The following is a 26,925-nucleotide window of genomic DNA, read 5'->3' on the forward strand; positions in this document are numbered from 1 at the left end:
CTAGCCTCGAATGAAGCGCCGCTCGCTGCTGGGCGAACGGCCGAAGCGAGCGCGGTACGCCTTGCTGAAATGGCAAGGCGACTGAAAACCACAGGCTACCGTCACGCCCATGATGGTCATGCGCGTCTGCAGCAATAGTTCGCGGGCGCGCAGCAGCCGCAACCACAGGTAGTAGCGCATCGGCGACATCCCCAGGTAGTACTTGAACATGCGCTGCAACTGCCGCTGCGACAGGCCTATCTGGCCGGCAATCTGCTTGAACGTCAGCGGGTCTTCGATATGCGCTTCCATCAGTTGGGCCACGTTGACCAGCTCTTCGCGGTTGAACCCGACCCTGGCCACCATGGGAATGTGCTGCGGCTCGGTGGACGCGCGGATCCGATCCAGGCCGAACTGCTCTGACACGCCGTCGGCCAGCGCCATCCCGAAGCGCTCCGCCGTAATGCCCAGCATCAGGTCGATGGGCGCGGTGCCGCCCGAACTGGTCAGGCGGTCGCGGTCGATCGCAAACAGTTCGTCGGTCAGTTCAACGGAAGGGAATTCCTCGCGCACGGCGTACAGGTTTTCCCAGTGCATGGCGCAGCGATAACCTGCCATCAGGCCAGCCTTGACCAGCGCATAGCTGCCTGTACAGATGCCGCCCAGCGCCACGCCTTGCCGGGCCAGGCCGTGGAGCAGCCTGACGACGGGCTCGGTGACGTGGTCCTGCACCTGTATGCCGCCGCAGACGAATACCGCGTCCCAGCCGTCTTCCCTTCCGGAAGGAGCCAGTGGCCCGATCGGCAAGTGGTTGCTGGCTTCGACTTCCGCGCCATCCAGCGTCATGACCGACCAGCGGTAGAGCTCGCGCCGACTGACGTAGTTGGCCATGCGCAGCACTTCCACCGCCCCGGAAAACGCAATCATCGAAAACTTCGGCAGCAGCAAGAATCCGAAATGCAGCTGGGGCGCGCCGGCGGTGTGCCGCGCGGGCTCGGGATCGGGCTGTAGCTCGGGTTGAGACTCGGGCCAGGACTCAGCAGAAAGGCGCGCGAAAGCTCGGTGCGTAGTCATTGAATCTTGATCCCCATCACTTATCGATGAGCAAATTGCTTAGCGGACGGCTACAGCACAGCAACACCATGCCTTGATCGATCTCGCGCTGGCGGATTCCGCCCTGGTGCCGCATATCCACCCGCCCATCCAGCAAGCGCACCTTGCAGGTGCCGCACAGGCCCTGCGTACAAGACGCCGCCAGCCGCAGGCCCGCGTCACGCGCGGCGTCCAGCAAAGGCTGACCGGCCGCGCATTGTATGGTGCGCTGGCTTTTCTGGAAGTGGATGCTGAAGGCGGGTTCGGCCGCGCTTGCCAATGCGGTGTCGGTGGAATCGGCGGCCTCGGTTGGCTTGGACAGCGCTTCAAACGAGAAGCTCTCTTCGTGATGGTGCGCCATGTCAAAGCCAGCCGACTCCAGCATGTCACGCACCGCCAGCATGTAGGGCGCGGGCCCGCAAACGAAAATTTCGCGCCGCAGGAAATCAGGCGCCATCAGTTCCAGCAGCGGCAGGCTCAGGCGCCCGGTCAGCCCGTGCCATCCTGCGTGCTGGCCCAGCGATTCGCAGACGAAGTGCGCGCGGAAGTGGCGCTGGCTTGCCGACAGCAGGGCTAGCTCGCGGCTGAAAATAATGTCGTCCGGCGTGCGGGCGCTATGCACGAACACCGTATCGCGGTCATCGCAGAGATCGCGGTGGGTGCGCACCATGGACATCAGGGGCGTGATACCGGAGCCGGCCGACAGGAAAAGATATCGCGGGGCGGGATGCAGGGCCGACGAAAATTCGCCCGCCGGACCCAGCACCCGCAACACATCCCCCACTTCCAGGCAATCATGCAACCAGTTCGACACCTTTCCCCCCGGCACCCGCTTGACCGTAATGGACAAGGTGTGCGGCCGAGTCGGCGGAGACGAAATCGTGTAGCAGCGGTTGAACGGTTCGCCGTCGATGTCCAGCTCCAGCGTCAGGAATTGTCCGGGCGAAAACTGAAACGCATGCCCGGCACGCGAGCGAAAGTAGAAGCTCTTTACATCGGCCGTCTCTTGCCGCACCTGGCAGCAAAGCAGGGTTTCCTCGACGTTGCTGTCCCACGGTGAAGGCAGCCGCTGCCAGAAGCCGGGCTGATGGATGCGTAAAAGCGCGTGCGGCATGGCGGCCTCTTAATCCACGTAGCGGGCCGCCAGGCGGCCGACATACCAATTGCAGAACTTGTCGACCAGGCTCTCGGTGTAAGGCGAATAAGGTCCGGGCTGATACGCCGGGCTGCGCACCCCCTTCTGCGAAAGCTCGACCAGCGCGCGGTCTTGCGCATTGGTGGCGCGCCACACGGCGGTCAGGTTGTCGACGCTGTAGTCCACGTTTTCAACCGCGTCCTTGTGTACCAACCAACGGGTGCGCACCAGCGTCTTTTCGGGCCCCAGCGGCAGCGCCGAGAAGGCCACGATGTGGTCGCTCATCAAGTGAAACCAGGCGTTGGGCTGCGTCCATACAGACAAGCCCCCCAGGTCGCGCCGCGACAACCCGCCCAGCAACTTCTTCGACGCCGCGTTGCCGTCCAGCGTCTGGGATTCCCCGGCAAGGTCCAGCGGCAGCCGCCGAACGCGGAAGCCCGTGACACAGCCGTCCAGCGCCTCAAGCTCGGCCGAGGGCAGGCCGGCGGCCTCCCATTCCTGGCAACGCTCTGCCGATATCCGGTCGAAGTGCGCCATTTGCTCGGCGTTCGCTGGCGATGGCTGATAGCCAAAACCGAATTCGAACAGCGACACGGTCAGCTCGGGATGATTCACCGCGCAGTGATAACACTCGCGGTTGTTCTCCATGGTGAGCTTCCAGTTGCACTCTTCAATGATGTCGATCTGCGCGGCAACCTTGCAGTCGCGTATCTGGTGCGGCCGCAGGTAGGGCTCCACCTGTTCGCGCATCACGGCGAAGTCGTCCGGTGCGTCCGGATCCAGGCAGATGAAGATCAGGCCGCTCAGGCTCTGGACCCGCACGGGCTTCAGGCTGTAGCCGCTCTTGTCGAACCCGTCGCCCATATGCTCGGCGTAGGCCAGCTTGCCGTTCAGCGTGTACGTCCATTGATGGTAGGAACACACCAGGTTGCCAACCGAGCCCTGCGGCTGCACGCAAAGGCGCGCGCCGCGATGCCGGCATACGTTGTGGTACGCACGCACCTGCCCTTCGTCGTCGCGAACCAACACCACGGACTGCCGCCCCACCTCCACCGCCAGATAGTCCCCGGGTTCAGGAATGTCAGGTTCGACGGCCACGAATATCCAGTGGCGCCCGAATATCTCTTCCATGTCTACATCGAAGATGGCTGGACTCAGGTAGAAATCGGCCTCAAGGCTGTAGCCCTGACGGCGCCGGGCGATCATCGCGCGGACCGAGTCGTCTACAGGCTGGCGAACAACGGGAATCTGCTTGATGAAGGTCATTGATCCACCTCAGTAATCGATCAGGCTGTGGGTGCGCAGATAGGCGATGACCGCCTGCGCCTTCTCAAGAGGGCTGCCGTCGGTGATGACGGCCCCGCCGCGGCTTTCCATCGTGATCGCGGCCAATAGCCGGGCGTGGCCCGACCGAGATTCGCGCGCCGCCAGCTTGCGCGGGCGCCCATGCGCCGCTTCGATCCGCAGCGGGGCAAGCGGAGCGGCCACCGCCGTTGACTCGCGCGCCACGATCCGGCCGGCGCGCTGCCGTGCATAGACGTGGCGCAGGTCCAACGAGGCCAGGGGATGCACCGCCAGCACTGCCGGCAGCGTGGCGGCGACTTCACGCCGCCTGCCTTTGGGCAGCCATTGCTGCGTGACGACGCTGCCCGCGTGGTTCTCGGCCGACAAGACGGCGGGCAACAGCGGCCTGTGCAGCGCCTGCGCCAGCAGATAAGGCAGGAGGCCGCTGCCCGCGCCACTTTCCGCCCGCGTGCCGCAGAGCACCAGGTCGTAGTCGCGCACGTGCTCAGCCAATGCTTGCAGCACGTCGCGGCCAGGGGCAACGTCAATCGCCTCGATCACGGCTGCGCCCAGCGCCAGGTAGTCGCGCAGCGCCGGGGCGGCGGGGTCGCCCGCGTGGACCACATCCACGTCACCGCCCGCAAGCATCCGCGCCAATGCCAGCGCAAGCGCGTCATTGCGGCTTGAGCGCGCCACCGCGCTGACGGGGTGTTCGCCCACCGATACCAGCACCACGATGCGCGGCTTAGTCATGGCTGGCCTTGGGGTTGCGACGGGCGGCACGCGCCTGCCTGACTTCGGCCAGTAGTGCCTCGGCTACCCGTTTGGTGTCGTCGATGATGCTGAGATCGGCGCGCCTGACCAGCGGCGCGCTGGCGTCCAGGTTGACTGCAATGACGTGCCGGCAATCTTTGATGCCTTGCAGATGCTGCACCGCGCCCGAGATGCCGAATGCCAGGTACGCGCTGGCGCTGACCGTCTTGCCCGTGGCGCCGATTTGCTGGCCCCGCGAGAAGCGCCCATCGTCAACCGCGACCCGGCTGGCGCCCACCGCTGCGCCCAACGCGTCGGCCAAGGCCTGGAAGCCGGACAAGTCGCGCACGCCATTGCCCGCCGACACGATCAGGTCGGCCTCTTCCAGGCCCACTTCCGTTGCGGGTAGCGTGCGAGTGCCCTGATCGCGGTAGGCCGAGTTCATCGGCAGCGGCATGACGCGCGCGCTCTCGCCCTGCCCGACGAAGGGCAGACGGTCATCGATGGCGTCCGGCGCCAGCAGCACGATGCGCGGCAAGGCCTGGCGCGCCCGGCGCAGGCCCGCCCGCAGATAGGGGCTGGCCACGCTATCGGCGCTAAGTTCCACCACATGGGCCGCCGCGGTATCGCCCGTGGCTGCCGCCAAGCGCCGGCCCAGGTCGCCGTCGGGCAGGCCGTTGTCAGGCAGGAAGACATGCAGCGGGCGGTCACGCTCCATCAGCGCCATCAAGATGGCCAGTTCGGCATCAGGCGCATAGGCGGGCGGCGCGGTGATGACGGTGAGGCGGTCCGCGCCCAGTGCCCCGGCATCGCCGTCGAATTCGCCGAAAACCAGCAAATGCACGAAGGTGTCTTGCTCGGCAAGCAGGGCGGCGGCGGCCACGGCCTGACGCGCGTGCGAGTCCAGTTGGCCACGGTCGCTGTGCGCCACGGCGAGCATGCCGCGCCGTGCCTCGGCGGCACGTAAGGGCTTTATTTCGGTATCAGCCTGCATGTTCGGGCCCGATGACGGGCTGCCTTCGCCCAGCACGATGCGCCGGATTCCCGCTTCCGTTACGGTGTGGGGCCTGCGCGGATCGACTCTGCGTATGCGATGCATCATGCCTCCAAGGCGTCGGCCACCAGTTCCGCGATATCGCGCACGTCCGGCCTTGGCCCAACCACGCCTTCCAGCATGGCCGTGCAGTTTGGGCAGGCGACCACCACCCGGTGTGCGCCCACGTCGCGGGCGTCCTGGATGCGAATGTCGGGAATGCGCCGTTCGCCCGGAATATCCGTCAGCGCGGCCCCGCCACCACCTCCGCAGCAGCGCCCATTCAACCCATGGCGTGTCATTTCGTTGACCGTCATACCCAAGTGGCGCAATAGCTCACGCGGCGCCTCGGTCTCGCCGTTGTAGCGGCCCAGATAACAGGGGTCGTGATAGGTCAGGGGCGCGGAGTTGTCGGCCGGCTTCAGCCGCAAGCGGCCCGTGCCCGCCAACTGCGCCAGCAGGGTGGTGTGGTGCAGTACGTGGTAATGGCCGCCCAGCGCGGGGTATTCGTTGCGCAGGCTGTGCAAGATGTGCGGGTCGGCCGTGACGATGCGCTCAAACGTCAGGTGCGACAAGGTCCGCATGAGGCGGCCGGCCAGAAGTTGGAAGGTGGCCTCATCGCCCAGGCGTCGAGCGACGTCGCCGGTGTCGGTCTCGCAAGCGCCCAGCACCGCAAAGTCCACCCCACCCGCGCGCATCGCCTTGACCAGTGCCCGCAGGCTGCGCTGGTAGCGCAGACCGAATGCGCCCTCGCCGGCAATCAACAACACGTCCACGGGTTTGCCGGGCTGAGCCTCCGCCACATCCAGGTCCACTGCCCAGTGGTAGCGCGCGCCCAGGTCATAGCCCCCGGCCGAGCCCGTTTCGCGCAAGTTGGCCAGCACCGTGGGTGCCGTGCCAGGCACCGCGCCATGCTCAAGCGTCTGCTGGCGACGCATGTCGATAACGGCGTCGACGTGTTCGATCAGCATGGGGCATTCGTGCACGCAGGCGCGGCAGGTGGTGCAGGCCCACAACGATTCGGCGGCGAGCAGCCCCGGCACGATGGCGCTATGGGCCCCGCCCTTGCAGTTGCCCACGGGCCGGCCCGGCATGGGGCTGCCGGCGTACGCGGCGTCCGATCCGCCCGCCATGCCCACCACCATGTCCTGGATCAGTTTCTTGGGATTCAAGGGCTGGCCCGCCGCATACGCCGGGCAGGCGGCTTCGCATTTGCCGCACTGCACGCAGGCATCAAAGCTCAGCAGTTGGTTCCAGGCGAAGGACGCCGGCTTGCCCACGCCCAAGGGCGCGGACGCCGGGTCGGCAAGCAACGGCAGCGGGCGCAAGGCCGCCTTCTGGCCGGGTGACGCGCAGCCGAATCGTTCTGGCCGAGGATGAAAAGCCAGATGCAGCAGGCCCGCCAACGCGTGCTTCATCGGCCCCCCACGGGCCACGCCCACCGTCAGTTCCCACGCGCCCAGCGCCAGCAGCGCCACGGTGGCGACGCCCGCCGCGCCCGATAGCAACGTCGTCGACACCCCACCAAGCAAGAGCAGACCCAACGCGAAGGCGCCCAGCATCCAGGGCAGACGGCTCCACACCCCGCGCGACAAGCGCGCGGGCGGCTGGCGACGCCGATGCCAAACGAACAGCAGGCCGCCCAGCATCACCAGCGCCGCCACGGCGATGGCATGGTCCAAGGCCGGAACGTACAACGCCAGGCCGTAGTTCACTGCCACCAGCGCCATCGCGGCCACGGCGGCGCCGGCCGTCGCCACGTGCGTACGGGCGATGTAGGGATCGCGCGCCACCACGCGATGCAGATCGACGAAATACCGCTTGGGCACGGCCAGCAGGTCGCGCCAGCGCACCGGTGCGGCACGGCCCACGCGCCATAGCGCGGCCCGGCGCAAGCCACCCACGCCCAGACCCAGCAGCGACAGCCAGAACAGCACGGTAATGGCGATGGCGAACGGTTGCATGATCAGAAGTCCTTGCACAGCCGCAAAGCGTCGTAGATGGCCGCGTGGATGTTGTGCATCGACACGCAATCGCCCACGCGAAAGAGCAGGAATCGGCCATCGCCCAAGGGCTGGCCAAGCGCGGGTTGCGGGTCGGCCGCGTACAGCGCATGCACGTCGGTCTGCCCCATGTTGGCGGACTTGCGCTTGAGCATGCCGTAAAGCGCGTCGTTGGGCGTGATGCCGTTTTCAATGACCACCTGATCGACCAGGCGTTCTTCGCGCTCTTCGGTGTATTCGTTGCGCAGCAGCGCGACTTTCTTGTCACCCTCGGCGCTGACACGCAGGAGCCAATGGTTGGGGGTTAACACAACCTGCCGCGCATACAGGCGGCGATAGAAGATCGGGAAGGTGGTGCCGCCCACGTCGTCGGCCACCTTGGGGTCGGGCGTCACGATCTCTACTTGTGCGCCCCGGCTGGCCAGAAAGTCGGCCACGCCCGCGCCTGCGTGCGTGCTGACGCCGTCATAGACCAATACGTTGCGAGCGGGCTCGACCGCGCCCGACAGGATGTCCCAGCCGCTGACCGCCAGCCCGCGTGCGACGCCCCAGTCCGGCTGTTCGTGCACGTGGCTCAAGCCGCCCGTGGCCAGCACCACGATATCGGGACGCTGCGCCAACACCATGTCCTCGGTGGCCAGCGTATCCAGCCGGCAGTCCACGCCCAGGCGTTTGAGTTCCAGCGCAAACCACCGCACGATGCCGTCCATCTGCTCGCGCTGCGGCGCCTTTGCCGCCAGCAGGATCTGGCCGCCCATGGCCGCGCCCCGCTCGAACAGCACAACGTCGTGCCCGCGCTCAGCACAGACGCGCGCGGCCTCCATGCCTGCCGGGCCGGCGCCCACCACCACTATTTTTCGATGTGGGCCGCGTGAACGTGGAACCACGTGCGGCATGGTCTCTTCGCGGGCGGTCGCCGCATTCTGGATGCACAGCACGTCCAGGCCGTCGTACTGCCGATCGATGCAGTAATTGGCACCGACGCACTGCTTGATCTCGTCTTCGCGGTCGTCGCGGATTTTCACGACCAGGTGCGGGTCCGCAATGTGGGCGCGCGTCATGCCGACCAGGTCGGCGTGGCCCGCGGCCAGCAGGCGCTCGGCCTGCACCGCGTCGCGGATGCTTTGCGCGTGCATCACCGGTATTCGCACCACCGACTTGATGCCGGCCGCCAGATACGCAAAGGGTTCGGGCGGAAGCGCCATCGGCGGCATGCAATTGGCCAGGGAATTGTGCGTGTCCGCCCCCGACCCGATCACACCCAGGTAGTCGATCAGCCCCGTCTCGGCCATGGCTTGCGCAATCTCGCGCAAGGCTTCGTGGTCAAGGCCGTCGTCGTGGAATTCATCGCCGCACATGCGCAGGCCCACGCAGAAATCCGCGCCCACGGCTTCGCGGACGGCTTGCAACACATCCAGCCCAAAGCGCAGACGATTGCGCAGGCTGCCGCCATAGGCGTCGTTGCGGAAGTTGGTGCGCGGGCTCCAGAATTGGTCGATCAGATGCTGGTGCGCGGCCGATATCTCGATGCCGTCCATGCCCGCCTGCTGCACCCGCTTGGCGGCCGCGGCGAAGTCGCCGATGATGCGCCCGATCTCTTCCACTTCGATGGTCTTGGCGTTGCCCCGGTGCACGGGCTCGCGCACGCCGGACGGTGACAGCAGATGCGGCCAGTGTTCGCCATGCCAGGCCGATCGCCTTCCCATGTGCGTTGCCTGGATCATGACCTTGGCGCCCTGGCGGTGCATGGCGCCGCTGAGTTTTGCCAGCGGTTCGATGACGCGGTCGGTCGTCAGGTTGACCGACCGCCACCAGCCTTGCGGACTGTCTTGCGACACCGGGCTGGACCCGCCGCAGATGGCAAGACCCAGGCCGCCCTTCGCCTTTTCCTCGTAATAGGCGATGTAGCGGTCACCGGGCAGGCCGCCGGGTTCCGCATGCACCTCGGCGTGTGCGGTACTGACGATGCGGTTGCGCAGCACCAACCGGTTCAGCGTCAACGGCGCAAACAAATGGGGATAACGCATGACCGGCCTCAGGCGACAGGGCTAACGGTGAATTCGCAGTGCGCGTGCCCTTCCGCGGCGCACTGGCTTTCCACGCACTGCGCCCGCGTGGCGCCACCGTGCTGGTCGGCAAGCCAGTCCATGGCCCCCGCGAACCACCCCGAGAACATGTGGCAACACTTGCCGGCCGCCTGTGGTTGGCCAAGCACGAAGGCGGAATGGCGCAACACGATGCGCGCGGTCATCGCGGTGGGATCGGCATCGGTCAGCCTGAACAGGCCCCAGCCTCGTTGCGACAGCCGCGTCAGATAGTGCTCATAGACGGCAAGGCCGGCCAGGCGATGTTCGCGCGCTTCCTGCTCGCACCAGTGGTAAGCGGAACGATGTCCGGCGCCGTACAGGATGCGCGCGTAGGCCTCGTGCCCCAGCGCGGCTTCGACAGCCGCATGGTTGTTGATGAAGAAATGTCGTGGCACATACAGCATCGGCATGCCGTCCGTGCTCCAGACGCCCGTCTGCTCGTTGACGTTGATCGGAACCTGGGGATTCATCTTCACCGCTCCTTAAGCTGCCTGCACGCCCGAGGGCCAGACTTCGCCAAACACGCGCAGCCAGTTCTCGCCCAGGATTTTCCGGATGTGGATCTCGCTCCAGCCCGCGCGCTGCATCGCGGCGGTCAGATTGGGGAATTCGCCGATGGTCTGAATGCCCTCGGGGTTGCGGATGGCGCCGAAGTCCGTCAGCCGACGATGGCGGCCCTTGTCGTGCGTCAGCCAATCGAAGAATGGCTGGCCATACCCTTGCGTGAAATCGGTGCCGATGCCCACCGCGTCTTCGCCGACCAGGTCGACGACATAGCCGATGGCCTCGACATAGTCGTCCACGGTGGATTCCACGCCGCGCTTGAGAAAGGGCGGAAACATCGTCACACCGATGAACCCGCCGCGCTCTGCAATAAAGCGCAACTGCGCGTCGCTCTTGTTGCGCGGGTGCTCTTTCAGCCCGGCCGGCAGGCAGTGCGAATAGCACACGGGTTTGGAAGAAGCCAGGATCGCCTCTTCGGACGTCGTGGCGCCTACGTGGGACAAGTCCACCATGATGCCGACCCGGTTCATTTCGGCGACGACTTCGCGGCCGTAGCCGGACAAGCCGCCGTCACGTTCGTAGCATCCCGTGCCGATCAGGTTCTGGGTGTTGTAGCAAAGCTGGACCACGCGCACCCCCATGTCGGCAAAGGCTTCAACCGCGCCCAGGTTGTCCTGGAATGCGTGGCCGTTCTGAAAGCCCAGGATGATGCCCGTCTTGCCGTCGCGCTTGGCCTGGCGGATATCTTCGGTGGTGCGCACCAAGGTCACCAGGTCTTCATTGGCGCGAATCAGCGCTTTCATGGCGGCGATGTTGGCGACGGTTTGTTCGAACCCTTCCCATACCGACACCGTGCAGTTGGCGGCCGTCAACCCGCCCCGCTTCATGTCTTTGAACACGGACCGGTCCCATTTCGAGATGATCAGGCCGTCGATAACCATACTTTTCTGATGAAGCGTAGTCATGCGGTTCCCCCCCGGGAAAGGTGCCGTTCAGTAGATGGGATGGCGCTGGCAGAGCGCCTGGACCTCGGCTCGGATCCGTCGCTCGGTGGCTTCGTGCTCGTCTGGGCTGGTGGCCAGCATGTCGATCACGTGGACGATCATTTCCCCGATGGCGCGAAATTCGTCCTCGCCGAACCCGCGCGACGTGGCTGCCGGCGTGCCCAGGCGGATGCCGGAAGTCACTGACGGGCTTTGCGTATCGAAAGGAATGCCGTTCTTGTTGCAGGTGATACCCGCCTGCTCAAGGGTGCGCTCGACATGGGCGCCCGTGAGCCCCTTGGAACGCAGGTCCAGCAATAGAAGGTGGTTGTCCGTGCCGCCCGAAACCAGGTCGATGCCGCCCGCCATCAGCACGTGGCCAAGCGTTTTCGCATTGATCAGGACGCGGTCGATGTAGCGCTTGAAGTCCGTTTGCAGGGCCTCGCCGAAGGCCACCGTCTTGGCCGCCACCACATGCATCAGCGGGCCACCTTGCAGCCCGGGGAACACCGCGGAATTGATCTTCCTGGCGATTGCGCCGTCGTTGGTCAGGATGAAGCCGCCTCTTGGACCGCGCAACGTCTTATGCGTGGTCGAGGTCACGACGTGCGCATGCGGGAACGGACTTGGATGCTTGCCGGCCGCGACCAGGCCGGCAATATGCGCCATGTCCACCATCAGCAGCGCCCCGGCCTCGTCGGCAATCTGGCGAAAGCGGGCGAAGTCCGGCTGCCTTGGGTAGGCGGAAAAGCCCGCGATGATGAGCTTGGGCCGGTGCGCCAGCGCCAGGCGCCGCACTTCGTCGTAGTCGATCAGGCTGTCGTATTGGCGCACGCCGTACTGCACGGCGTTGAACCAGCGCCCCGACATCGCGGGCCGCGCGCCGTGGGTCAGGTGCCCACCGGCATCCAGCGACATGCCCAGGACGGTGTCGCCGGGTTCCAGCAAGGCCAGCATGACCGCGCCGTTGGCCTGGGCGCCCGAATGCGGCTGCACGTTGGCGTAGTCGGCCTGGAACAGCTCGCGGACGCGCAGCAGCGCCAGCGATTCCACCTCGTCCATGTGTTCGCAGCCACCGTAGAAGCGCCGCCCCACATAGCCTTCGGCGTACTTGTTGGTCAACACCGAGCCCTGCGCTTCCATCACGGCGCGGGACACCAGATTTTCAGATGCGATCAGTTCGATTTGCGTCTGTTGGCGGCGCAGTTCGCGTTCCTGCATGGCCATCACGACAGGGTCGCGCTTGGCCAGCGGCGCGGAGAAAAAAGACGACGAGGACTGGAACATGACGACCCTGCCTTCGGTAGCAATGACGTTCGGAAATCCGGCATGAACCGGCCGTGTGGAGCATTCTTTCCCAAAGGTCCTGGACGCTGTTATCTGAACCGGACCAGATCTTGTCCGATTACGACAACGGCAATCGCCATGGGCCGGCAAGCCGCCTGCATCAATGTTCTGCAAATTTTCGTATTCGTCCTAAGGGCACGAGCGCGCGGCTGGCCTACGATGCAACGGTCCCATGCCGAATCCTTCGAGCCGGCATCCCAGTGCGCCCACATCCGACCAAGGAGCCTCGCCATGAATGCACGCTTGCCGAGCCCGGATCGCCAGCATCTTCGGCACTTCGGTTTCCTGCCCTTGCCGCAATTCACCATGCTGTCGTTCATGACCGCGATTGAAGTGCTGCGCATGGCCAACCATTTGCTGGGCCGGCCTTATTACCGATGGTCCATCGTCAGCGCTTCATCCGGGCCGGTCGCGGCCAGCAACGGGCTGGCCGTACACGCCAGCGTGCCGAACGATGCCGATCCGCCCGACGCCGTGTTCGTTTGCGGCGGCACGCGCGCAAACGCCGACTTCGACCGCGCCACGTTGCAATGGCTGCAACACCTGGCCGCGCGCGATGTGACGCTGGGCAGTCTGTGCACGGGCGCCCACGCGCTGCTGCGTGCCGGGCTGCTCGACGGCTACCGTTGCGCGACGCACTGGGAAGACCTGGCAATGCTGCAACGTGAATTCCCCAAAAGCCGCTTGTCGCAAGACCTGTTCGTGATCGACCGCGACCGCATCACGTGCACGGGCGGCACCGCGCCGCTGGACATGATGTTGAACCTGGTGGGGGAATCGGTCGGCGCCAGCATCGTCGCCCTGATCGCCAACCAGTTCACCATCGGACATGTGCGCGACCACAAGGACAAGCAGCGCATGCCCGCATCGATGCGCATGCCCGCCGCGCATCCCGCGCTGGCCGAGGTCATCGCGCTGATGGAGGTCAACCTGAAAGAGCCGCTGTCGCTGGACGAGCTGGCGCATCTGTCGGGGGCTTCGCAGCGGCAATTGCAAAGGTTGTTCCGCGAACACCTTGGCACTACGCCCAAGCAGCACTATCTAAGCCTGAGGTTGCGCCACGCACGCGCACTGCTGCGCCAGACGCCGATGTCGATCACCAGCATCACGTCCGCCTGCGGCTTCCAGTCGGCCTGTCATTTCAGCAAGACGTACCGGGCGCTGTATGGGGCCGCCCCCAGCTCGGAACGACGCAATCCGCAGTCGTTTGACCACGATCGGCATGGCCCGGCGTTGGGACCAGGATCGGCGCCGGGATCGGGGGCCGGGTTGGATGCCAGATTGGGGGCTGGCCTGAGCACGGACCTGGACCCGAACGCCTTTTTTCCCCGCGCCACCCGCAGCGCTACACAAGCCTGAGATTCTGTGTATAATCGCTGTCTTTGGTGAACACGGCCTTCGAGGAAAGCTTCTCGAATTTCACCGAAACCCGCTGAAAATTTTCATGAATTTCAGCAGTGGCAGTGCAGCAATAGCTGTACGACAGTAGTACAACGCGGGAGTAGCTCAGTTGGTAGAGCGCAACCTTGCCAAGGTTGAGGTCGCGAGTTCGAGACTCGTCTCCCGCTCCAAATACAAGAAGGAAGCATCGGCCAACACCGCGCTTCCTTTTTTCTTGCAAGTGCTGGCGCAATGGCAGAGTGGTTATGCAGCGGATTGCAAATCCGTGTACGTCGGTTCGATTCCGGCTTGCGCCTCCAGTATCTTTAAGGCTCGCAGCGATGCGGGCCTTTTTGTTTTCTGGCGCGGCACAGTCGAGCCTCCTACCCCGCCCCCCGCCTCTCGCAACTCGTTACGCATCCCTACGCGCTGACAATCGAATGATTGCTAAGGTGACGCCGTTTTCCACTCACGTCGACGCCATGCACCGCATTCTGATTTCCCGCGCCTGTTCGCCCATGCTTGCCCTGTCGACCGCCGCCTTGCTGTCGCTTGCACCGATAGCTGCCCAGGCCGATGACGACGACCGCCATCACCATCGCCACGGACGCGAGTACAAGGAAAAATACTGGGACGGCGCGTGCAAGGTCGAGCGCAAATGGAAGCGCAACGGCGAATACCAGGAAAAGCGCAAGTGCCGCGATGATTATCGGCACGGGTACTATGCACAGCCTCAGGTTGTCGTGCCGATGGCGGCCCCCGCCATTGTCATCACGCCGCCTTCCATCATCATTCGGCCCTGAACATGGATCAATCGGTAAAGGACGCGCTCGCCCGCTGGCCCAACGTGCCGGCGGTGTTTGGCTGGCTGTCGCTGGACGGACGCGGCCGGTGGCGCCTGCATCCGCAGGGCCAGGCCGCGCAAGGCGGCGCGGGCGAATCCATTACCAATACCCAGATCCTGGACTTCATCAACCGCAACTATGAACATGACGACGCGGGCCGCTGGTATTTCCAGAATGGGCCGCAGCGGGTCTTCGTGCGCCTGGACGGCGCGCCGTTCGTGCTTCGCCTGAGCGACGACAACCGGCGCCTGCTCACGCACACAGATGTGGCGGTCGACGCCATCAGTAGCTGGTGGCTGGACGACGCGGGCCAGTTGTACGCGGTCACCCAGGCAGGCGCCGGCTTGTTGCTGGACCGCGACCTGCCCGCGGTGCTGGACAAACTGTGTACCGAGAATGGGGCCCCACTGATTGAGACCTTGGCCGACCTTGCGCCTGACACGACGATCTCGGTTTCCTGGCCTGGCGTGTACGCCGCCGCGCCCCTGTGCGCGATTACGCGGCAGGATGTAGCGCGACGCCTGGGGTTCGATCCCAATCCGGCTGGCTGATTCGCCAGCGCGGGTTCTGTCAGCCGCGCCCGCTCTTGACCAGGGCAAACTTGCCATCACCCAGCAGCACCAGCACGGCGGCGGCCATGGTCAGGAAGATCGGATATTCCCAACCCCCGCCGGCATTGCCAAAGCCCCAGCCATTGCCAAAGTGCACGGTGGACGCCACGAACAATTGCACCACCGCGATCGCCGCCACCCAGCGCGGCACGATGCCCAAAATCAATAGCACGCCGGCACCCACTTCGAAGAACGTGACGGGATAGGCCAGCCAGCCGGCGAAACCGATCTTGGCGAAGAACTGCGCGGTGCCGGGCAGCGTGAACACCAGCAGCTTGGTCAGGCCGTGGGCCAGGAACATGACGCCAAGCGCCACGCGCAGCAGCAGCGCGGCGTAAGGCGCGGTACGGGTATCGATCATTGCAATTCCTTGTGCGGTTGGGAATCTCCCGACACGGGAGATCCTTCCAAGGGCGCTATTCTTGCGATTCCAAAAACAAAGATAAACCTGCAGAATTGCAAATTATTGTTCCCCGTTAGGAAACAATCTTGGATACCCACACCGCGATGCAGACCTACGCCAAGGTCGTTGAATTGGGCTCTTTTGCGGCGGCGGCCGACAAGATGGGCCAGGCGCGCTCCGTTGTGACGCGGCAGATTGCCTATCTGGAACAGAAGTACGGTGTACGCCTGCTGAACCGCACCACGCGCAAACTCAGCATGACCGACGCCGGGCGCGCGTTCTACGAGCGGGTGCGCCCGATTCTGGCGGAGGTGGCGGATCTGGAGTTGTCGCTACAGGCCGAGGGCCAGCGCCCCAGCGGGCGCCTTCGGGTCAGTGCGCCGGTGTCGTTCGGCATTCTGCATCTGGGGCCCGCCATTGCGGAATATCTGCAACGCTATCCCGACGTAGTCATCGACCTGGACCTGAACGACCGCGTGGTGGACCTGGTGGAAGACGGCTACGACGTGGCGGTGCGGATCGGGCCGCTGCAAGACTCGTCGCTGGTGGCACGCCCCCTGGCCCCGCAGCAATTGCTGGTTTGCGCCGCCCCCGCCTACCTGAAGCACCATGGCACGCCAAAGACGCCCGAAGACCTGAAGCAGCACCGTTGCTTGCACTACGCCTATGCCAGTACCGGCAATGAATGGCACTTCGAAAAAGACGGGGTCACGCATCTGGTGCGCATCACCGCCGCGTTACGCGCCAACAACGGCGACGTGCTGCGCACCGCGTCGCTGGCCGGCCATGGCATTATTCTGCAACCCGAATTCCTGGTCGGCGACGATATCCGCGCCGGCCGACTGGTGGCCTTGCTGGCCGACTACGCGCACACCCCGATTTCCATGTACGCCATCTACCCGCATCGCCGGTTTCTGTCGCCCAAGGTGAGGTCGTTCGTCGAGCACCTGGAAGAACGGTTCGGCGGCGCCACCCCAGCCGCCACCGGGGGACGCGCCGGTCCGCGCCGCAGCCGTTAGAATCGAGCCCATGACCGCCAAATCGTCCATCGAATACTTCCCCGCCCCCCGCCGTTCGCTTTTTTGCAGCCAGTGCGGCACGCCCGTCAACCGCCGGGTGCCGGAAGGCGACAACCGTGAACGCGACATCTGCGATCACTGCGGCGCCATCCACTACCAAAACCCGCGTTTGGTGGTCGGCACGGTGCCCGTTTGGGAAAACCGCGTGCTGCTGTGCCGGCGCGCGATCGAACCGCGATACAACACCTGGACGCTGCCGGCCGGCTTCATGGAGCTGGGCGAAAGCACGGCCCAAGGCGCGGCCCGCGAAACGCTTGAGGAATCGGGTGCGCGCATCCAACTGGGCGAGCTCTACACCATGATCGACCTGCCGCAGATCGATCAGGTACACGTGTTCTACCTGGCCCAGGCGCTGGGGCCCGAACTGGATCCCGGCCCCGAAAGCCTGGAAGCCCGCTGGTACGACGAAGCCGACATTCCCTGGGACGATCTGGCGTTTCGCACCGTGGCGACCACGCTGCGCCATTACTTCGACGACCGCAAGCAAGGCGCGTTCGTCCCCCATCACTACACCCTAGAATCGCACCGTTGAAGCTTCCCTGGCTTGCCGTCGACACTCCGTTTCCGCCCGCGGAATATGCGCTGACGGAACCTGACGGCCTGCTCGCGGCTGGTGCCGACCTATCCACCGACCGCCTGATCCAGGCGTATTCCAACGGAATCTTTCCCTGGTATTCGGAAGGCGAGCCCGTGCTGTGGTGGAGCCCGGACCCGCGCATGGTGCTGGCGATCAAGGATTTTTCCCCCTCCCATTCACTGCGCAAGCTGCTGCGGCAAATTGCCAGCCAGGAACTTGACGCGCAGCCGCGCGTGCAGGTGCGGGTGGACACCGTCTTTTCCGACGTCATGGCGCAATGCGCGGCCCCGCGCGACGGGCAGCCGGGCACCTGGATCACCAGCGCCATGCAGCAGGCGTATGCGGACTGGCACCGGGCGGGCTATGTGCACAGTATCGAAACGTGGATCGACGGCGAACTGGCCGGCGGCCTGTACGGCATCAGCCTGGGCCGCATGTTCTTCGGCGAATCCATGTTCACCCGCGCGCCCAACGCGTCAAAGATCGCCCTGGCCTACCTGGTGCGCTATCTGGCGGCGCAAGGCGTGGAACGCATTGATTGCCAGCAGCAGACACAGCATCTGGCCAGCCTGGGCGCCCGCCCGATCCCGCGCGCGCAGTTCCTCGAGTACGTCCGCCATGCCACGGCACAGCCCCCGATTTTCTGGGCGCGGGGCACCCTGGACAGCGCCGCGCGCCTGCTGCCGGACGCCCCATCCGGCGGCGACTTAAGCGTTAATATGTAGCCATCTCATCGCGGACGTACCGCGCGATGCGCACTACTCCATGAGCCAGCTCAAAGAACTCCCCTTCTCCACGCTGCAGTTCTACGCAACCGCTCCCTACCCTTGCAGCTATCTGCCGGGTCGCCAGGCGCGGTCGCAGGTTGCCGCGCCGGGCCATCTGATCAACGCGGGCACCTATTCGCAGTTGGTCGAACAAGGATTTCGCCGCAGCGGGCTGTTCACGTACCGGCCCCATTGCGACAATTGCCGTGCCTGCGTGCCCGTGCGCGTGGACACGGCGGGCTTCGCGCCCAACCGCAGCCAACGGCGCGCCTGGCGTGACCATCAATCCCTGCAGTCGTTCGTGGCAGAACTGGCCTGGTCGCCCGAACACTATCGGCTCTACACGCGCTATCAGCAGGGCCGGCACCCGGGCGGCGGCATGGACGAAGACAGCCGCACGCAGTACGCGCAGTTCCTGCTGACCAGCCGGGTCAACACGCGCCTGGTGGAATTTCGTGACCCCGAGGGCGTGCTGATGATGGTGTCGATCATCGACGTGCTGGATGACGGGCTGTCGTCGGTCTACACCTTCTATGACCCCGACATCGAAGGCAGCCTGGGCACCTACAGCATCCTGTGGCAGATCGAGCAGTGCCGCACGCTGAACCTGCCCTGGCTCTATCTGGGCTACTGGATCGCCGAGAGCCGCAAGATGTCTTATAAGTCCAGCTTCCATCCCGCGCAGTTCCTGGTCGATGGCGAATGGCGGGACCAGGCCAATCCGTCCCTTTGACTTGATTCCGGGGTAGCCTGGGTTTAGCGCAAGCGCGGCGAAATTCGCTCTACAATTCCGCCCCATGTCTATCCTCTTCCACGCCTATCCCCTGGCCCGCCCGGCGTTGTTCGCCATGGACGCGGAAACCGCCCACGAAGTTACGCTGTCGGGCCTGCAACGCGCGTATGAATGCGGCGCCACGCGCAAGCTGATGCATGCGCAGCCCAAGGCGCCATGCACGCTGATGGGCATGCAGCTGGAAAACCCGGTCGGGTTGGCGGCGGGGCTGGACAAGAACGGCGCCTATATCGATGCGCTGGGCAACCTGGGCTTTGGTTTTATCGAGGTGGGCACAGTGACCCCGCGCGCGCAACCCGGCAACCCCAAGCCGCGCATGTTCCGGTTGCCGCGCGCCAATGCGCTGATCAACCGCCTGGGCTTCAATAACCAGGGCCTGCCCGCCTTTCTGGCCAACGTGCAACGCAGCCAGTGGCGCAAGCAAGGCGGCATCCTGGGCCTGAATATCGGCAAGAACGCGGATACGCCCATCGAGCGCGCCGCCGACGATTACCTGATCGGCCTGGAAGGGGTGTACCCGCATGCCGACTACGTGACGGTGAATATTTCGTCGCCGAACACCAAGAATCTGCGCGCGCTGCAAAGCGGCGACGAACTATCGGCGTTGCTGGCGCAGTTGGCCGACAAGCGCCGGGCCTTGGAAGACCAGCACCAGCGCCGCGTGCCCATGGCGGTGAAGATCGCCCCGGACCTGACGCAAGAACAGATCGACGCCATTGCCGATACGCTGCCGCGCCACGGCATCGACGGCGTTATCGCCACCAACACCACGCTGTCGCGCGACGCAGTCGCGGGCCAGGCGCACGCCGAAGAAGCCGGCGGCCTGTCGGGCGCGCCGGTGCATGAACTGTCATTGAAAGTGATACGCCGCCTGAAGGAACAACTGGGCGACAGCCTGGCAATCATTGGCGTGGGCGGCGTGCTGTCGGGCCAGCAAGCGCGCGAAAAAATGGCGGCCGGCGCGGATGCCGTGCAGCTGTACACGGGCCTGATCTACCGCGGCCCCGCCCTGGTCGGCGAGTGCGTGCGGGCGACGGCAAAGCGCTAGAAGTCAAAAAGGTGTGCCCCGGGTGCTTCCGAAGTGCGCACTTGGGGCTTCCCGAGTGCACCCAGGGAGTGCTTCCCCTGTGCACCCGGCCAATAGCGCCAGGCAAAAAAAAGGGGCCACCCTGTGGGTGGCCCTAATTCCAGCTCTGCTCTGTCACTCAACAGTACTACATTACTGGGATTTGCGCAGCATCGCGCGCCAAGACTCAGGCGGTGCGACGGCTACGGCTGGCAACCTTGGTGGCGGCATCGGCGGCATCCGTTGCTGCCTTGAAGGTCGCGTTGGCGGCGGCATTCAGGTTCGACTCGGCAACTTCAGCAGCCTGCTTGGCGGCCTTGGTCACGGAATCGTAAGCGCTGGTCGCGGTGGCCAGCGAGGACTTGATCAGGGCGACTGCGCTTTCGGAACCAGCCGGAGCGTTCTTCGACAGTTGGTCGACGGCTTCGCTCAGTTGCTGCTGGCTTTCAGCGATTTGCTCTTCGGTCAGCTTGACCAGGCTGCCTTGCACACCGGCAACGATGTCATACACGTGCTTGGTGTAGGCCATGGCCTTTTCAGCGCCCGGCTGCAGCAGGCCCGAGGCAAACGCGGCGGCTTCCTGCGGATCCTTGACTTCAGAGGCTAGCTGCGACTTCTGGGCGACTTCGTCCAGCGTGGCGCGCACGACCTTCATATTCAGTTCGACCAGCTTTTCAAAGCCAGCGAAAACGGCGGACTGGGCAGCCACGAAAGTGTTGATGCTGGCCTTTTGGCGGTCCAGGACTTGTTGCGGAATTGCGCTCATAGAATGCTCCTTTAGAGGTAGCCGGACGCTTTCCGGCAAGAAGGATTGGTTGTCTGCGACGAAAGATAAAAACGTGCGCGGAAACTGGTACTACAAGCTACCGCCGGCCCGTTTGATGCACTGCACAATTCACATTCTAGACTGGCAGAAATTGTTGTCAAGCAGTTTTTGTGCAACGCAACAAGTATTTGCACTTTAACGGTGCACAGGTTCGCACGTCTTTGATCCTAGACAAGTTTTTCCCATGATTCGGGAAATACCGGACATGACGGCGTATCAATTCTTTTCTAAACTGCTTGCACGCTGATGACAGAAAAAACAAACCATAAATCAGCGGTCAATAACTAAATCGCAGCAAGCAAAACCCTGCAATTGGAGACTTCATGACCCTAATTCCCCGCACGCTTTCGGCCCTGCTCGCGGCCAGCGCCATGTTCGCGGCCGGCGCCGCCCAAGCGGAATATCCGGAACGCCCCATCAATATGGTCGTGCCGTTCGCCGCGGGTGGCCCCACCGACAACGTTGCCCGCTCCCTGGCGGAAGCCATGCGGCCAAGCCTGGGACAGACGGTCGTGGTCGAAAACAAGGGCGGCGCCGGTGGCACCATCGGCACGACGCAGGTTGCACGCGCCCAGCCGGACGGCTATTCCGTCCTGCTGATGCACGCCGGCTTCACGACCGCGCCCTCGCTGTACAAGAACCCTGGCTACGATCCGTTCAAGGGCTTCGAGCCCGTCGGCCTGGTGGTTGACGTGCCCATGACCATCGTCGCGCGGTCGGACTTCCCGCCCAACAACATCAAGGAACTGGCCGACTACGTCAAAAAGAACAAGGACAAGGTGTCGCTTGCCAACGCCGGCATCGGCGCGGCCAGCCATCTGTGCGGCACCATGCTGGTTGAAGCACTCGGCGTCCAGTTGCTGACGATTCCATACAAGGGCACGGCCCCGGCCATGAACGACCTGCTGGGCAAGCAGGTGGACCTGATGTGCGACCAGACCACCAACACCACGCAGCAGATCGAAAGCGGCAAGGTCAAGGCCTACGCCGTGACCAGCCTGAAGCGTGTGCCCACGCTGCCCAACCTGCCCACCATGGACGAGTCCGGCTACAAGGGATTCGAAGTGGGTATCTGGCACGGAATGTGGGTGCCGAAGGGCACGCCCAAGCCGGTGGTGGACAAACTGGTCAAGAGCCTGCAAGCCGGCTTGGCCGACCCCAAGTTCCAGGAACGCATGAAGCAGCTTGGCGCCTCGGTGCTGACCGCGGAAGCCAACCCGCAGGCGCTTGAGGCCAAGGTCAAGCAGCAAGTCCCGCAATGGGCCGAACTGTTCAAGAAAGCGGGCCTTGAGCCCCAATAATGCAGTAGGCAAGAACCAGAAAAGCCCCGCAAGGGGCTTTTCTTTTTCCTCATGGGGGCAAGCTCTGCCCGCTCTAAGGCCGCAGGGCTTCCGCGGCCATACCCAAACCATTGAAGCCGGTGGAAACCGAGGGCTCGTAACCCAGCGCTTCGGAAATACTGGCAGCGGTGTCGACCAGCGCCTTGATCCAATCGTCCTGCAAGCGTTCGGCGGGCGCCGAGATGGACAGCCCGGCCACCAACTTGCCGGTGTCATCGAAAATACCCGCGGCGATGCAACGCACACCCAGCTCAAGCTCTTCGTTGTCGCGCGCATAGCCGTGGCGTCGCACCAGCGCCAATTCCCGTTCCAGGCGGTCCAGGTCGGTCAGGCTGTTGCGCGTATGGCCGGCAAGACCGGTACGCAGCGCGTAGGCGCGCACCTGCCGCGTGTCGCCGGTGGACAGGAACAGCTTGCCCGTCGACGTCAGGTGCAACGGCGCGCGCCCCCCGATGGCGCGCACCACCTGCATGCCGGAGCGCTCGCTCCAGGCCCGGTCGATATAGACAATTTCATCCCCCTGCTGCACCGACAGGTTGATCGTCTGCCCGGTAAGCTTGTGCAGGGAACGCATGGCCGAAATGGCGGCCTCGCGAACATTCAGACGGCCCTTTACCAATGACCCCAATTCCAGCAGCCGCATGCCCAACTGGTACAGGCCGTTGTCGACGCGCTCAACGTAGCGGCCCACGACCAGGTCATTAAGAATGCGGTGCGCGGTGGACGCATGCAGCCCCGTGGTGGCCGACAATTCCTTCAGCGTGACGGGATCCTGCTGCGCGGCCAGGGCATCCAGCAGACGCATGGCGCGCTCGATCACCTGGATGGCGATGGGATGGCTGGACGCGCCTTCGGTCTCGGCGTCCAAGGGAGTGCGGGGTGTCGAAAGACGGGGCATAGGTTAGATAAGGCTAGCGCCGCAACACCGAAAAAGCCCGGTCTTGCGGCAACGCAGCAAACAGTCCTTTCCCGTATTGTGAAATTTACGACGCTATTTTGCAATGGCTTTTTGCAAGATTTCCTATGCGGCGGCCGGCGGAGCCAGCTTTCCACCCAGCCGCAAGACCTCGGCACGCAGGAACTCAAGCGCCTCGGCGGCACCGACCGGTTCACCCTTCACACCCAGCTCGATATGGGGCGTCCCGCCAGCTTCGCCGACGCTGGGCAAGCTGAACGCGCGCACGTCCGGCCACCGGCTTTCCACGCTGACCATGGCCGGTGTGATGCGTGATTCCGGCATGCTGAACACCAGGAAAGAATGCTCGACGTGGGCCCGCACATGCTGCAGCGCACGATAGCGAGTGTCCAGCGTCCATTCCAGCATCGGCCAGGCCATCACGGGAAAGCCGGGCACGAAGGTGTGATCCTGAATGAAAAAGCCCGGAATGCGGTTGTACGGGTTCGGCACGATCTCGCAGCCTTCCGGGAACATGCCCATCTGCAGGCGCTGCTGGTTCTCGGGCGCGCTCATGTCGGCCGTGCCCTGCCCCTTCTCGGCCATTTCAGCGGTGCGCAAGGCGATGGCTTGCTCGGCTTCCGGGTGCAAGGCCAGCGGCAAGCCCAGAGCGGCGGCCGCCGCCTGACGGGTATGGTCGTCGGGCGTGCCGCCGATGCCGCCACACGAAAACACCACGTCGCCGGTGGCGAAGCTGCGCCGATACGCGGCCACCAAGGTGTCGCGGTCGTCGGGCAGAAACTCGGCCCAGCCCAGTTGCATGCCGCGCGCGCTTAGCAGCTCGACGACTTTCGAAAAATGCTTGTCCTGACGACGGCCCGAGAGGATTTCATCCCCGACGATGATGAGGCCAATGCGGCGGGCGGCGGATTCTGCGGCCATGTCCAATTCCAGAAGGTAAGAAAAGTTGCGGTCAGACGTCGATGACATTGTCCTGGCGCAGGCGCTTGAGCGCGTCCAGCCCGTAGTGGGCGTAAACCAGCGCCGAAAACACCGGCAGGATAATCCAGGCGGGCGGCAAGAGGTTCAGCAGCGAACAGATCAGGCCGATGGTCCAGAAACCGCGATTATTGCGATCCAGGATCAACTTGCGTTCTTCGGGGCTGGCATGTTCGACGATGGCGTCCACGCGCATCATGCGCGAGAACGCGAAGGCCCACCAGAAGATCGACAGGATGATCGCCATGGGCGGCACCAGCCACAAGGGCAGCGTCAGCACCCAGCCGACGGCGAATGCGGCCGACACCCAGACCGCATTCCACACGCTGACCGCCGTTGAAAATTTGCCCCGCCGCGTGACGCTGGCGTATTCGCGCTGCCCCACGTGGCGCAGCACCAGCGGCATCACGAACACCGCGGCAATCGCCAGGCCCAGGATGCCGGACACGGGCAACAAGATCGCGGCGGCAATGACGGGAATGAGATAGATCTTGAGCGAAAACAAGCCCATGGCGATCATCCATTCGTCGGCCTGGTTGACCATGTCCCAGTGCGATACCTCGGCGCGCAACCAGTCCGTCAACGGCGTCCAGAAGAGGTACAGCAACAGGAACGCGCCAACCAGCGCAATCAGGAAGGGGAGCAGCACCGCGAACAGCATTGTCGGGTGGCATTGGGATACCAGGGCGCGCTTGAACGCCTGGCCGACGCTGACGGCGCCGCCGGCCGCGCCAGAGAATCGGCCATTGCCGGGCGTGGCGGTATCAGTGCGCAAAACGGTCATGGGAGCGGAAAAAGGGGGTGGACATCCCGGGTATGATAGTCAAACACGCCCCGATCTGCTCACATGTCTCTACTCGTACCCGGCAACGACCTGGCCGCCCTGCGCGCGCGTCTTGGCACCACCCCCGACACCTGGCTCGTCGCCTGCTTCTGCGCGGCATGGTGCGACACCTGCGAACAATACAAGCCCAAGCTGCAAGCGCTGGCCGACGCGCTGCCGCAACATGTCTTTGCCTGGATCGACATCGAAGACCACGCTGAATTGCTTGGCGACATAGACGTCGAAAACTTCCCCACTCTGCTCGTGCAGATTGGATCGCGCGTGGTGTTCTACGGCCCCATGCTGCCGCATATCGGGCATCTGGAACGCCTGCTTGAAAGCGTGAACGCAGACAGCCCGGCCGTGGCCACCGAATTACCTGACTTGCCCAGGCTGCTGGCGGCCTGATTCCCACGCTGCCGATAAAAAACCCGCAAGGCCTTTGGGCGTTGCGGGTTTTTTCATGCGTACTGGCTGGCGATCAGTTCTTGCGCGAACCGCCCAGCAGTACCGCCACCTGGCGCTTGGGCGCGGACGAACTGCTATCGTTCTTAGGCGCTTGCTCTTCGGCGGACGTGGCCGAGGGTGAAGGCTCGTAAGGCTTCAGGAAGAAATCGTCCACGGGCTGGCGCGGGCCGCTGGAGGTGTAACCCGAACGACGATCCGACGAACGGCTACCGCGGTCGCCACGGCTGTCACGGCCGCCTTCGCGCCCTTCACGTCCCTCACGCCCTTCGCGCGAGGACGAGCCGGAACGTTCGTCGCTGCGGCGGTGGCTGCGCGCCACGGCGTCTGCCGGCAGGTCGAGCGTGCCGCGAGGCACTTCGCGCTTGATCAGCTTTTCGATGTCGAGCAAAAACCGTTCTTCGTCGGGTGTGAACAGCGCGATGGCTTCGCCCGAGGCGCCCGCGCGCCCGGTACGGCCGATGCGGTGAACGTAATCTTCGGCGTTGTACGGCAGGTCGTAGTTGATGACGCACGGCACGCCGGCCACGTCCAGGCCGCGAGCGGCCACGTCGGTGGCGACAAGCACTTCCAGGTCGCCGGCCTTGAAGGCTTCCAGCGCCTTCATGCGGTCCGCCTGCGTTTTGTCGCCGTGGATCGATTCAGCCCTGACGCCATCGCGTTCAAGTTCGCGGGCAAGCCGCGCCGTGCCGATCTTGGTGTTCGAGAACACGATGACCTGCTTCAGCCCGCGCGACTTCACCAGATGCACGACCGCGGCGCGCTTGGCGTCGCTGGGCATCTTGTAGGCGATCTGCGTGATGTTCGTGGCAGTGGCGTTGCGCGCCGCGACTTCGATTTCCACCGGCTGGTTCAGGTACGAACGCCCCAGCTTGCGGATTTCGTTGCTGAAGGTCGCCGAGAACAGCAGGCCCTGACGCTGCGCGGGCAACAGGCGGATGATGCGTTCCAGATCCGGCAAGAACCCCATGTCCAGCATGCGGTCCGCTTCGTCCAGCACCAGAATGCCGACCTGGCTCAGGTTCACGTTCTTTTGTTCAACGTGGTCCAGCAGACGGCCAGGTGTAGCCACCAGGATTTCGCAACCGCGACGCAGCGCTTCTTTTTGCGGACCGATATCCACGCCGCCAAACACCACGGCCGAACGCAGCGGCGTCTGCTTGCTATAGCGCTTGACGCTTTCAAACACCTGGTCCGCCAACTCGCGCGTGGGCGTGAGAATCAGTGCGCGCACCGGGTGCCGTGCAGGCGACGCGCTGGCGTTGGCCAACGGCATCAGGCGATGCAGGATGGGTACGGTGAACGCGGCGGTTTTGCCGGTGCCGGTCTGGGCGGCGCCCATGACGTCGCGCCCTTCCACCACGACAGGGATGGCTTGCGCCTGAATGGGCGTCGGAATGGTGTAGCCGGTTTCGGCGATGGACTGCAGCAACAACGGGTGCAGTCCAAAATCGGCAAACGTCGGCGCGGGAGCGTCGGCGGTGGGTGCTACGGATTGAGTGGATTCAGTCATCAGGGTTTGGCAGATACCGGGACCAGTGAAAAAGAACAAAACGAGAGTGCTACATGCACTGCACTACATACGCATCGGGCAATCTGAATACACGTGGTCGCGTTGCGACGGCACGCAAATTGACGCGAAGCAGATACGGCTTCGCGGGCAATCGGCACCCTGCCATGCAGGCCAGCGGGCGCATTCTGGATTCGATACTTATGAGGGCAGTACCAGGCCCGGATTGCTGTGGATAACTTGGATTTTAGCGCAGGCGCCTTACCACAAGGTCAAACCGTGGTTTCAAGCGGGGGCACGAAGCATCGCCGGGCAATGGGCGCGCCCGCTTCCCGGCGATTCGGAG

26 protein-coding genes and 2 tRNA genes are annotated in these 26,925 nt (G+C 64.3%); 12 read left to right on the forward strand and 16 right to left on the reverse strand.

Annotated features, from left to right (window positions below; genetic code table 11):
- From M2361_RS23930 to M2361_RS23975, 10 genes are read right to left on the reverse strand one after another with little or no spacing between them, the layout of a single operon-like run.
- A complete protein-coding gene (locus M2361_RS23930; RefSeq protein ID WP_259252247.1) occupies positions 1-1,053 on the reverse strand; it encodes a GlxA family transcriptional regulator in 1,053 nt (350 codons plus the stop codon).
- A 16-nt stretch (positions 1,054-1,069) separates the two neighbouring features.
- Positions 1,070-2,185 carry a hybrid-cluster NAD(P)-dependent oxidoreductase gene (locus M2361_RS23935; protein ID WP_259252248.1) on the reverse strand — a complete coding sequence of 372 codons (1,116 nt, stop codon included), beginning with the start codon at positions 2,183-2,185 and terminating at the stop codon, positions 1,070-1,072.
- 9 nt (positions 2,186-2,194) lie between these two features.
- Positions 2,195-3,472: an aromatic ring-hydroxylating dioxygenase subunit alpha gene (locus tag M2361_RS23940; RefSeq protein WP_259252249.1), complete on the reverse strand. Its 1,278-nt coding sequence runs from the start codon at positions 3,470-3,472 to the stop codon at positions 2,195-2,197.
- 9 nt (positions 3,473-3,481) lie between these two features.
- Positions 3,482-4,243: an electron transfer flavoprotein subunit beta/FixA family protein gene (locus M2361_RS23945; protein WP_259252253.1), complete on the reverse strand. Its 762-nt coding sequence runs from the start codon at positions 4,241-4,243 to the stop codon at positions 3,482-3,484.
- Complete coding sequence (locus tag M2361_RS23950) at positions 4,236-5,342, reverse strand: electron transfer flavoprotein subunit alpha/FixB family protein (RefSeq protein ID WP_310508935.1); 1,107 nt, start codon at positions 5,340-5,342, stop codon at positions 4,236-4,238. The genes M2361_RS23945 and M2361_RS23950 overlap by 8 nt, the downstream gene beginning before the upstream one ends.
- Entirely contained in the window at positions 5,342-7,240 is a 1,899-nt protein-coding gene (locus tag M2361_RS23955; protein WP_259252255.1) for a (Fe-S)-binding protein, read from the reverse strand. The genes M2361_RS23950 and M2361_RS23955 overlap by 1 nt, the downstream gene beginning before the upstream one ends.
- 2 nt (positions 7,241-7,242) lie before the next feature.
- Positions 7,243-9,306: an NADH:flavin oxidoreductase gene (locus M2361_RS23960; protein WP_259252257.1), complete on the reverse strand. Its 2,064-nt coding sequence runs from the start codon at positions 9,304-9,306 to the stop codon at positions 7,243-7,245.
- A gap of 8 nt (positions 9,307-9,314) precedes the next feature.
- A complete protein-coding gene (locus M2361_RS23965) occupies positions 9,315-9,836 on the reverse strand; it encodes a 4-vinyl reductase (protein WP_259252258.1) in 522 nt (173 codons plus the stop codon).
- A 12-nt stretch (positions 9,837-9,848) separates the two neighbouring features.
- A complete protein-coding gene (locus M2361_RS23970; protein ID WP_259252259.1) occupies positions 9,849-10,835 on the reverse strand; it encodes a dipeptidase in 987 nt (328 codons plus the stop codon).
- 27 nt (positions 10,836-10,862) lie between these two features.
- On the reverse strand, positions 10,863-12,140 hold the full coding sequence (locus M2361_RS23975; RefSeq protein WP_259252262.1) for a serine hydroxymethyltransferase: 1,278 nt from the start codon (positions 12,138-12,140) through the stop codon (positions 10,863-10,865).
- Between the two features lie 291 nt (positions 12,141-12,431).
- Here M2361_RS23975 and M2361_RS23980 point away from each other — a divergent pair, with 291 nt between their 5' ends.
- From M2361_RS23980 to M2361_RS24000, 5 genes are all read left to right on the forward strand, one after another.
- Entirely contained in the window at positions 12,432-13,559 is a 1,128-nt protein-coding gene (locus tag M2361_RS23980) for a GlxA family transcriptional regulator (RefSeq protein WP_259252264.1), read from the forward strand.
- Positions 13,560-13,695: 136 nt separating this feature from the next.
- Positions 13,696-13,771: transfer RNA gene (locus M2361_RS23985), tRNA-Gly, on the forward strand.
- A gap of 55 nt (positions 13,772-13,826) precedes the next feature.
- Positions 13,827-13,900: transfer RNA gene (locus tag M2361_RS23990), tRNA-Cys, on the forward strand.
- 162 nt (positions 13,901-14,062) lie between these two features.
- Positions 14,063-14,383 (forward strand): hypothetical protein, encoded by a 321-nt coding sequence (locus M2361_RS23995; RefSeq protein ID WP_259252660.1) that lies wholly within the window; start codon positions 14,063-14,065, stop codon positions 14,381-14,383.
- Positions 14,384-14,385: 2 nt separating this feature from the next.
- Positions 14,386-14,976, forward strand: a complete 591-nt coding sequence (locus M2361_RS24000; protein WP_259252266.1) for a DUF2946 family protein — start codon at positions 14,386-14,388, stop codon at positions 14,974-14,976.
- 19 nt (positions 14,977-14,995) lie between these two features.
- Here the strand turns inward: M2361_RS24000 and M2361_RS24005 are convergent, their stop codons facing one another.
- Positions 14,996-15,397, reverse strand: coding sequence for a DoxX family protein (locus tag M2361_RS24005; protein WP_259252268.1), 402 nt, complete (start codon positions 15,395-15,397; stop codon positions 14,996-14,998).
- 128 nt (positions 15,398-15,525) lie between these two features.
- Between M2361_RS24005 and M2361_RS24010 the strand changes: the two genes are divergently transcribed.
- From M2361_RS24010 to M2361_RS24030, 5 genes are all read left to right on the forward strand, one after another.
- Positions 15,526-16,458: a LysR family transcriptional regulator gene (locus tag M2361_RS24010; protein ID WP_259252269.1), complete on the forward strand. Its 933-nt coding sequence runs from the start codon at positions 15,526-15,528 to the stop codon at positions 16,456-16,458.
- A 10-nt stretch (positions 16,459-16,468) separates the two neighbouring features.
- A complete protein-coding gene (locus tag M2361_RS24015) occupies positions 16,469-17,050 on the forward strand; it encodes an NUDIX hydrolase (protein WP_100852912.1) in 582 nt (193 codons plus the stop codon).
- Positions 17,047-17,820: a leucyl/phenylalanyl-tRNA--protein transferase gene (gene aat, locus M2361_RS24020; protein ID WP_259252277.1), complete on the forward strand. Its 774-nt coding sequence runs from the start codon at positions 17,047-17,049 to the stop codon at positions 17,818-17,820. The genes M2361_RS24015 and aat overlap by 4 nt, the downstream gene beginning before the upstream one ends.
- Positions 17,821-17,860: 40 nt before the next feature.
- The gene (locus M2361_RS24025; protein WP_259252281.1) at positions 17,861-18,595 is read left to right on the forward strand and encodes an arginyltransferase; all 735 of its coding nucleotides are present in this window, start codon (positions 17,861-17,863) and stop codon (positions 18,593-18,595) included.
- A gap of 64 nt (positions 18,596-18,659) precedes the next feature.
- Positions 18,660-19,703 carry a quinone-dependent dihydroorotate dehydrogenase gene (locus tag M2361_RS24030; protein ID WP_259252282.1) on the forward strand — a complete coding sequence of 348 codons (1,044 nt, stop codon included), beginning with the start codon at positions 18,660-18,662 and terminating at the stop codon, positions 19,701-19,703.
- Between the two features lie 205 nt (positions 19,704-19,908).
- Here M2361_RS24030 and M2361_RS24035 read toward each other — a convergent pair whose 3' ends face one another.
- Positions 19,909-20,487, reverse strand: a complete 579-nt coding sequence (locus M2361_RS24035; RefSeq protein ID WP_100852916.1) for a phasin family protein — start codon at positions 20,485-20,487, stop codon at positions 19,909-19,911.
- A gap of 383 nt (positions 20,488-20,870) precedes the next feature.
- Here M2361_RS24035 and M2361_RS24040 point away from each other — a divergent pair, with 383 nt between their 5' ends.
- Positions 20,871-21,848: a tripartite tricarboxylate transporter substrate binding protein BugD gene (locus tag M2361_RS24040; RefSeq protein ID WP_259252286.1), complete on the forward strand. Its 978-nt coding sequence runs from the start codon at positions 20,871-20,873 to the stop codon at positions 21,846-21,848.
- A gap of 73 nt (positions 21,849-21,921) precedes the next feature.
- Here the strand turns inward: M2361_RS24040 and M2361_RS24045 are convergent, their stop codons facing one another.
- The 3 genes from M2361_RS24045 to M2361_RS24055 form a co-directional block, all read right to left on the reverse strand.
- Positions 21,922-22,785 (reverse strand): IclR family transcriptional regulator, encoded by an 864-nt coding sequence (locus tag M2361_RS24045; RefSeq protein WP_100852918.1) that lies wholly within the window; start codon positions 22,783-22,785, stop codon positions 21,922-21,924.
- 123 nt (positions 22,786-22,908) lie between these two features.
- Positions 22,909-23,724, reverse strand: coding sequence for a molybdopterin-binding protein (locus M2361_RS24050; RefSeq protein WP_259252288.1), 816 nt, complete (start codon positions 23,722-23,724; stop codon positions 22,909-22,911).
- A gap of 31 nt (positions 23,725-23,755) precedes the next feature.
- Positions 23,756-24,565: an EI24 domain-containing protein gene (locus M2361_RS24055; RefSeq protein ID WP_259252292.1), complete on the reverse strand. Its 810-nt coding sequence runs from the start codon at positions 24,563-24,565 to the stop codon at positions 23,756-23,758.
- Between the two features lie 63 nt (positions 24,566-24,628).
- On the opposite strand from M2361_RS24055, the gene M2361_RS24060 reads away from it, so the two are divergent.
- Positions 24,629-25,012: a thioredoxin family protein gene (locus M2361_RS24060; RefSeq protein ID WP_259252294.1), complete on the forward strand. Its 384-nt coding sequence runs from the start codon at positions 24,629-24,631 to the stop codon at positions 25,010-25,012.
- A gap of 73 nt (positions 25,013-25,085) precedes the next feature.
- On the opposite strand, the gene M2361_RS24065 is transcribed toward M2361_RS24060, so the two are convergent.
- Positions 25,086-26,582, reverse strand: a complete 1,497-nt coding sequence (locus M2361_RS24065; RefSeq protein WP_259252298.1) for a DEAD/DEAH box helicase — start codon at positions 26,580-26,582, stop codon at positions 25,086-25,088.
- Positions 26,583-26,925 lie beyond the last annotated feature (343 nt).

Source organism: Achromobacter sp. JUb104 (genome assembly GCF_024806975.1).
Taxonomy (GTDB): Bacteria; Pseudomonadota; Gammaproteobacteria; order Burkholderiales; family Burkholderiaceae_B; genus Achromobacter; species Achromobacter spanius.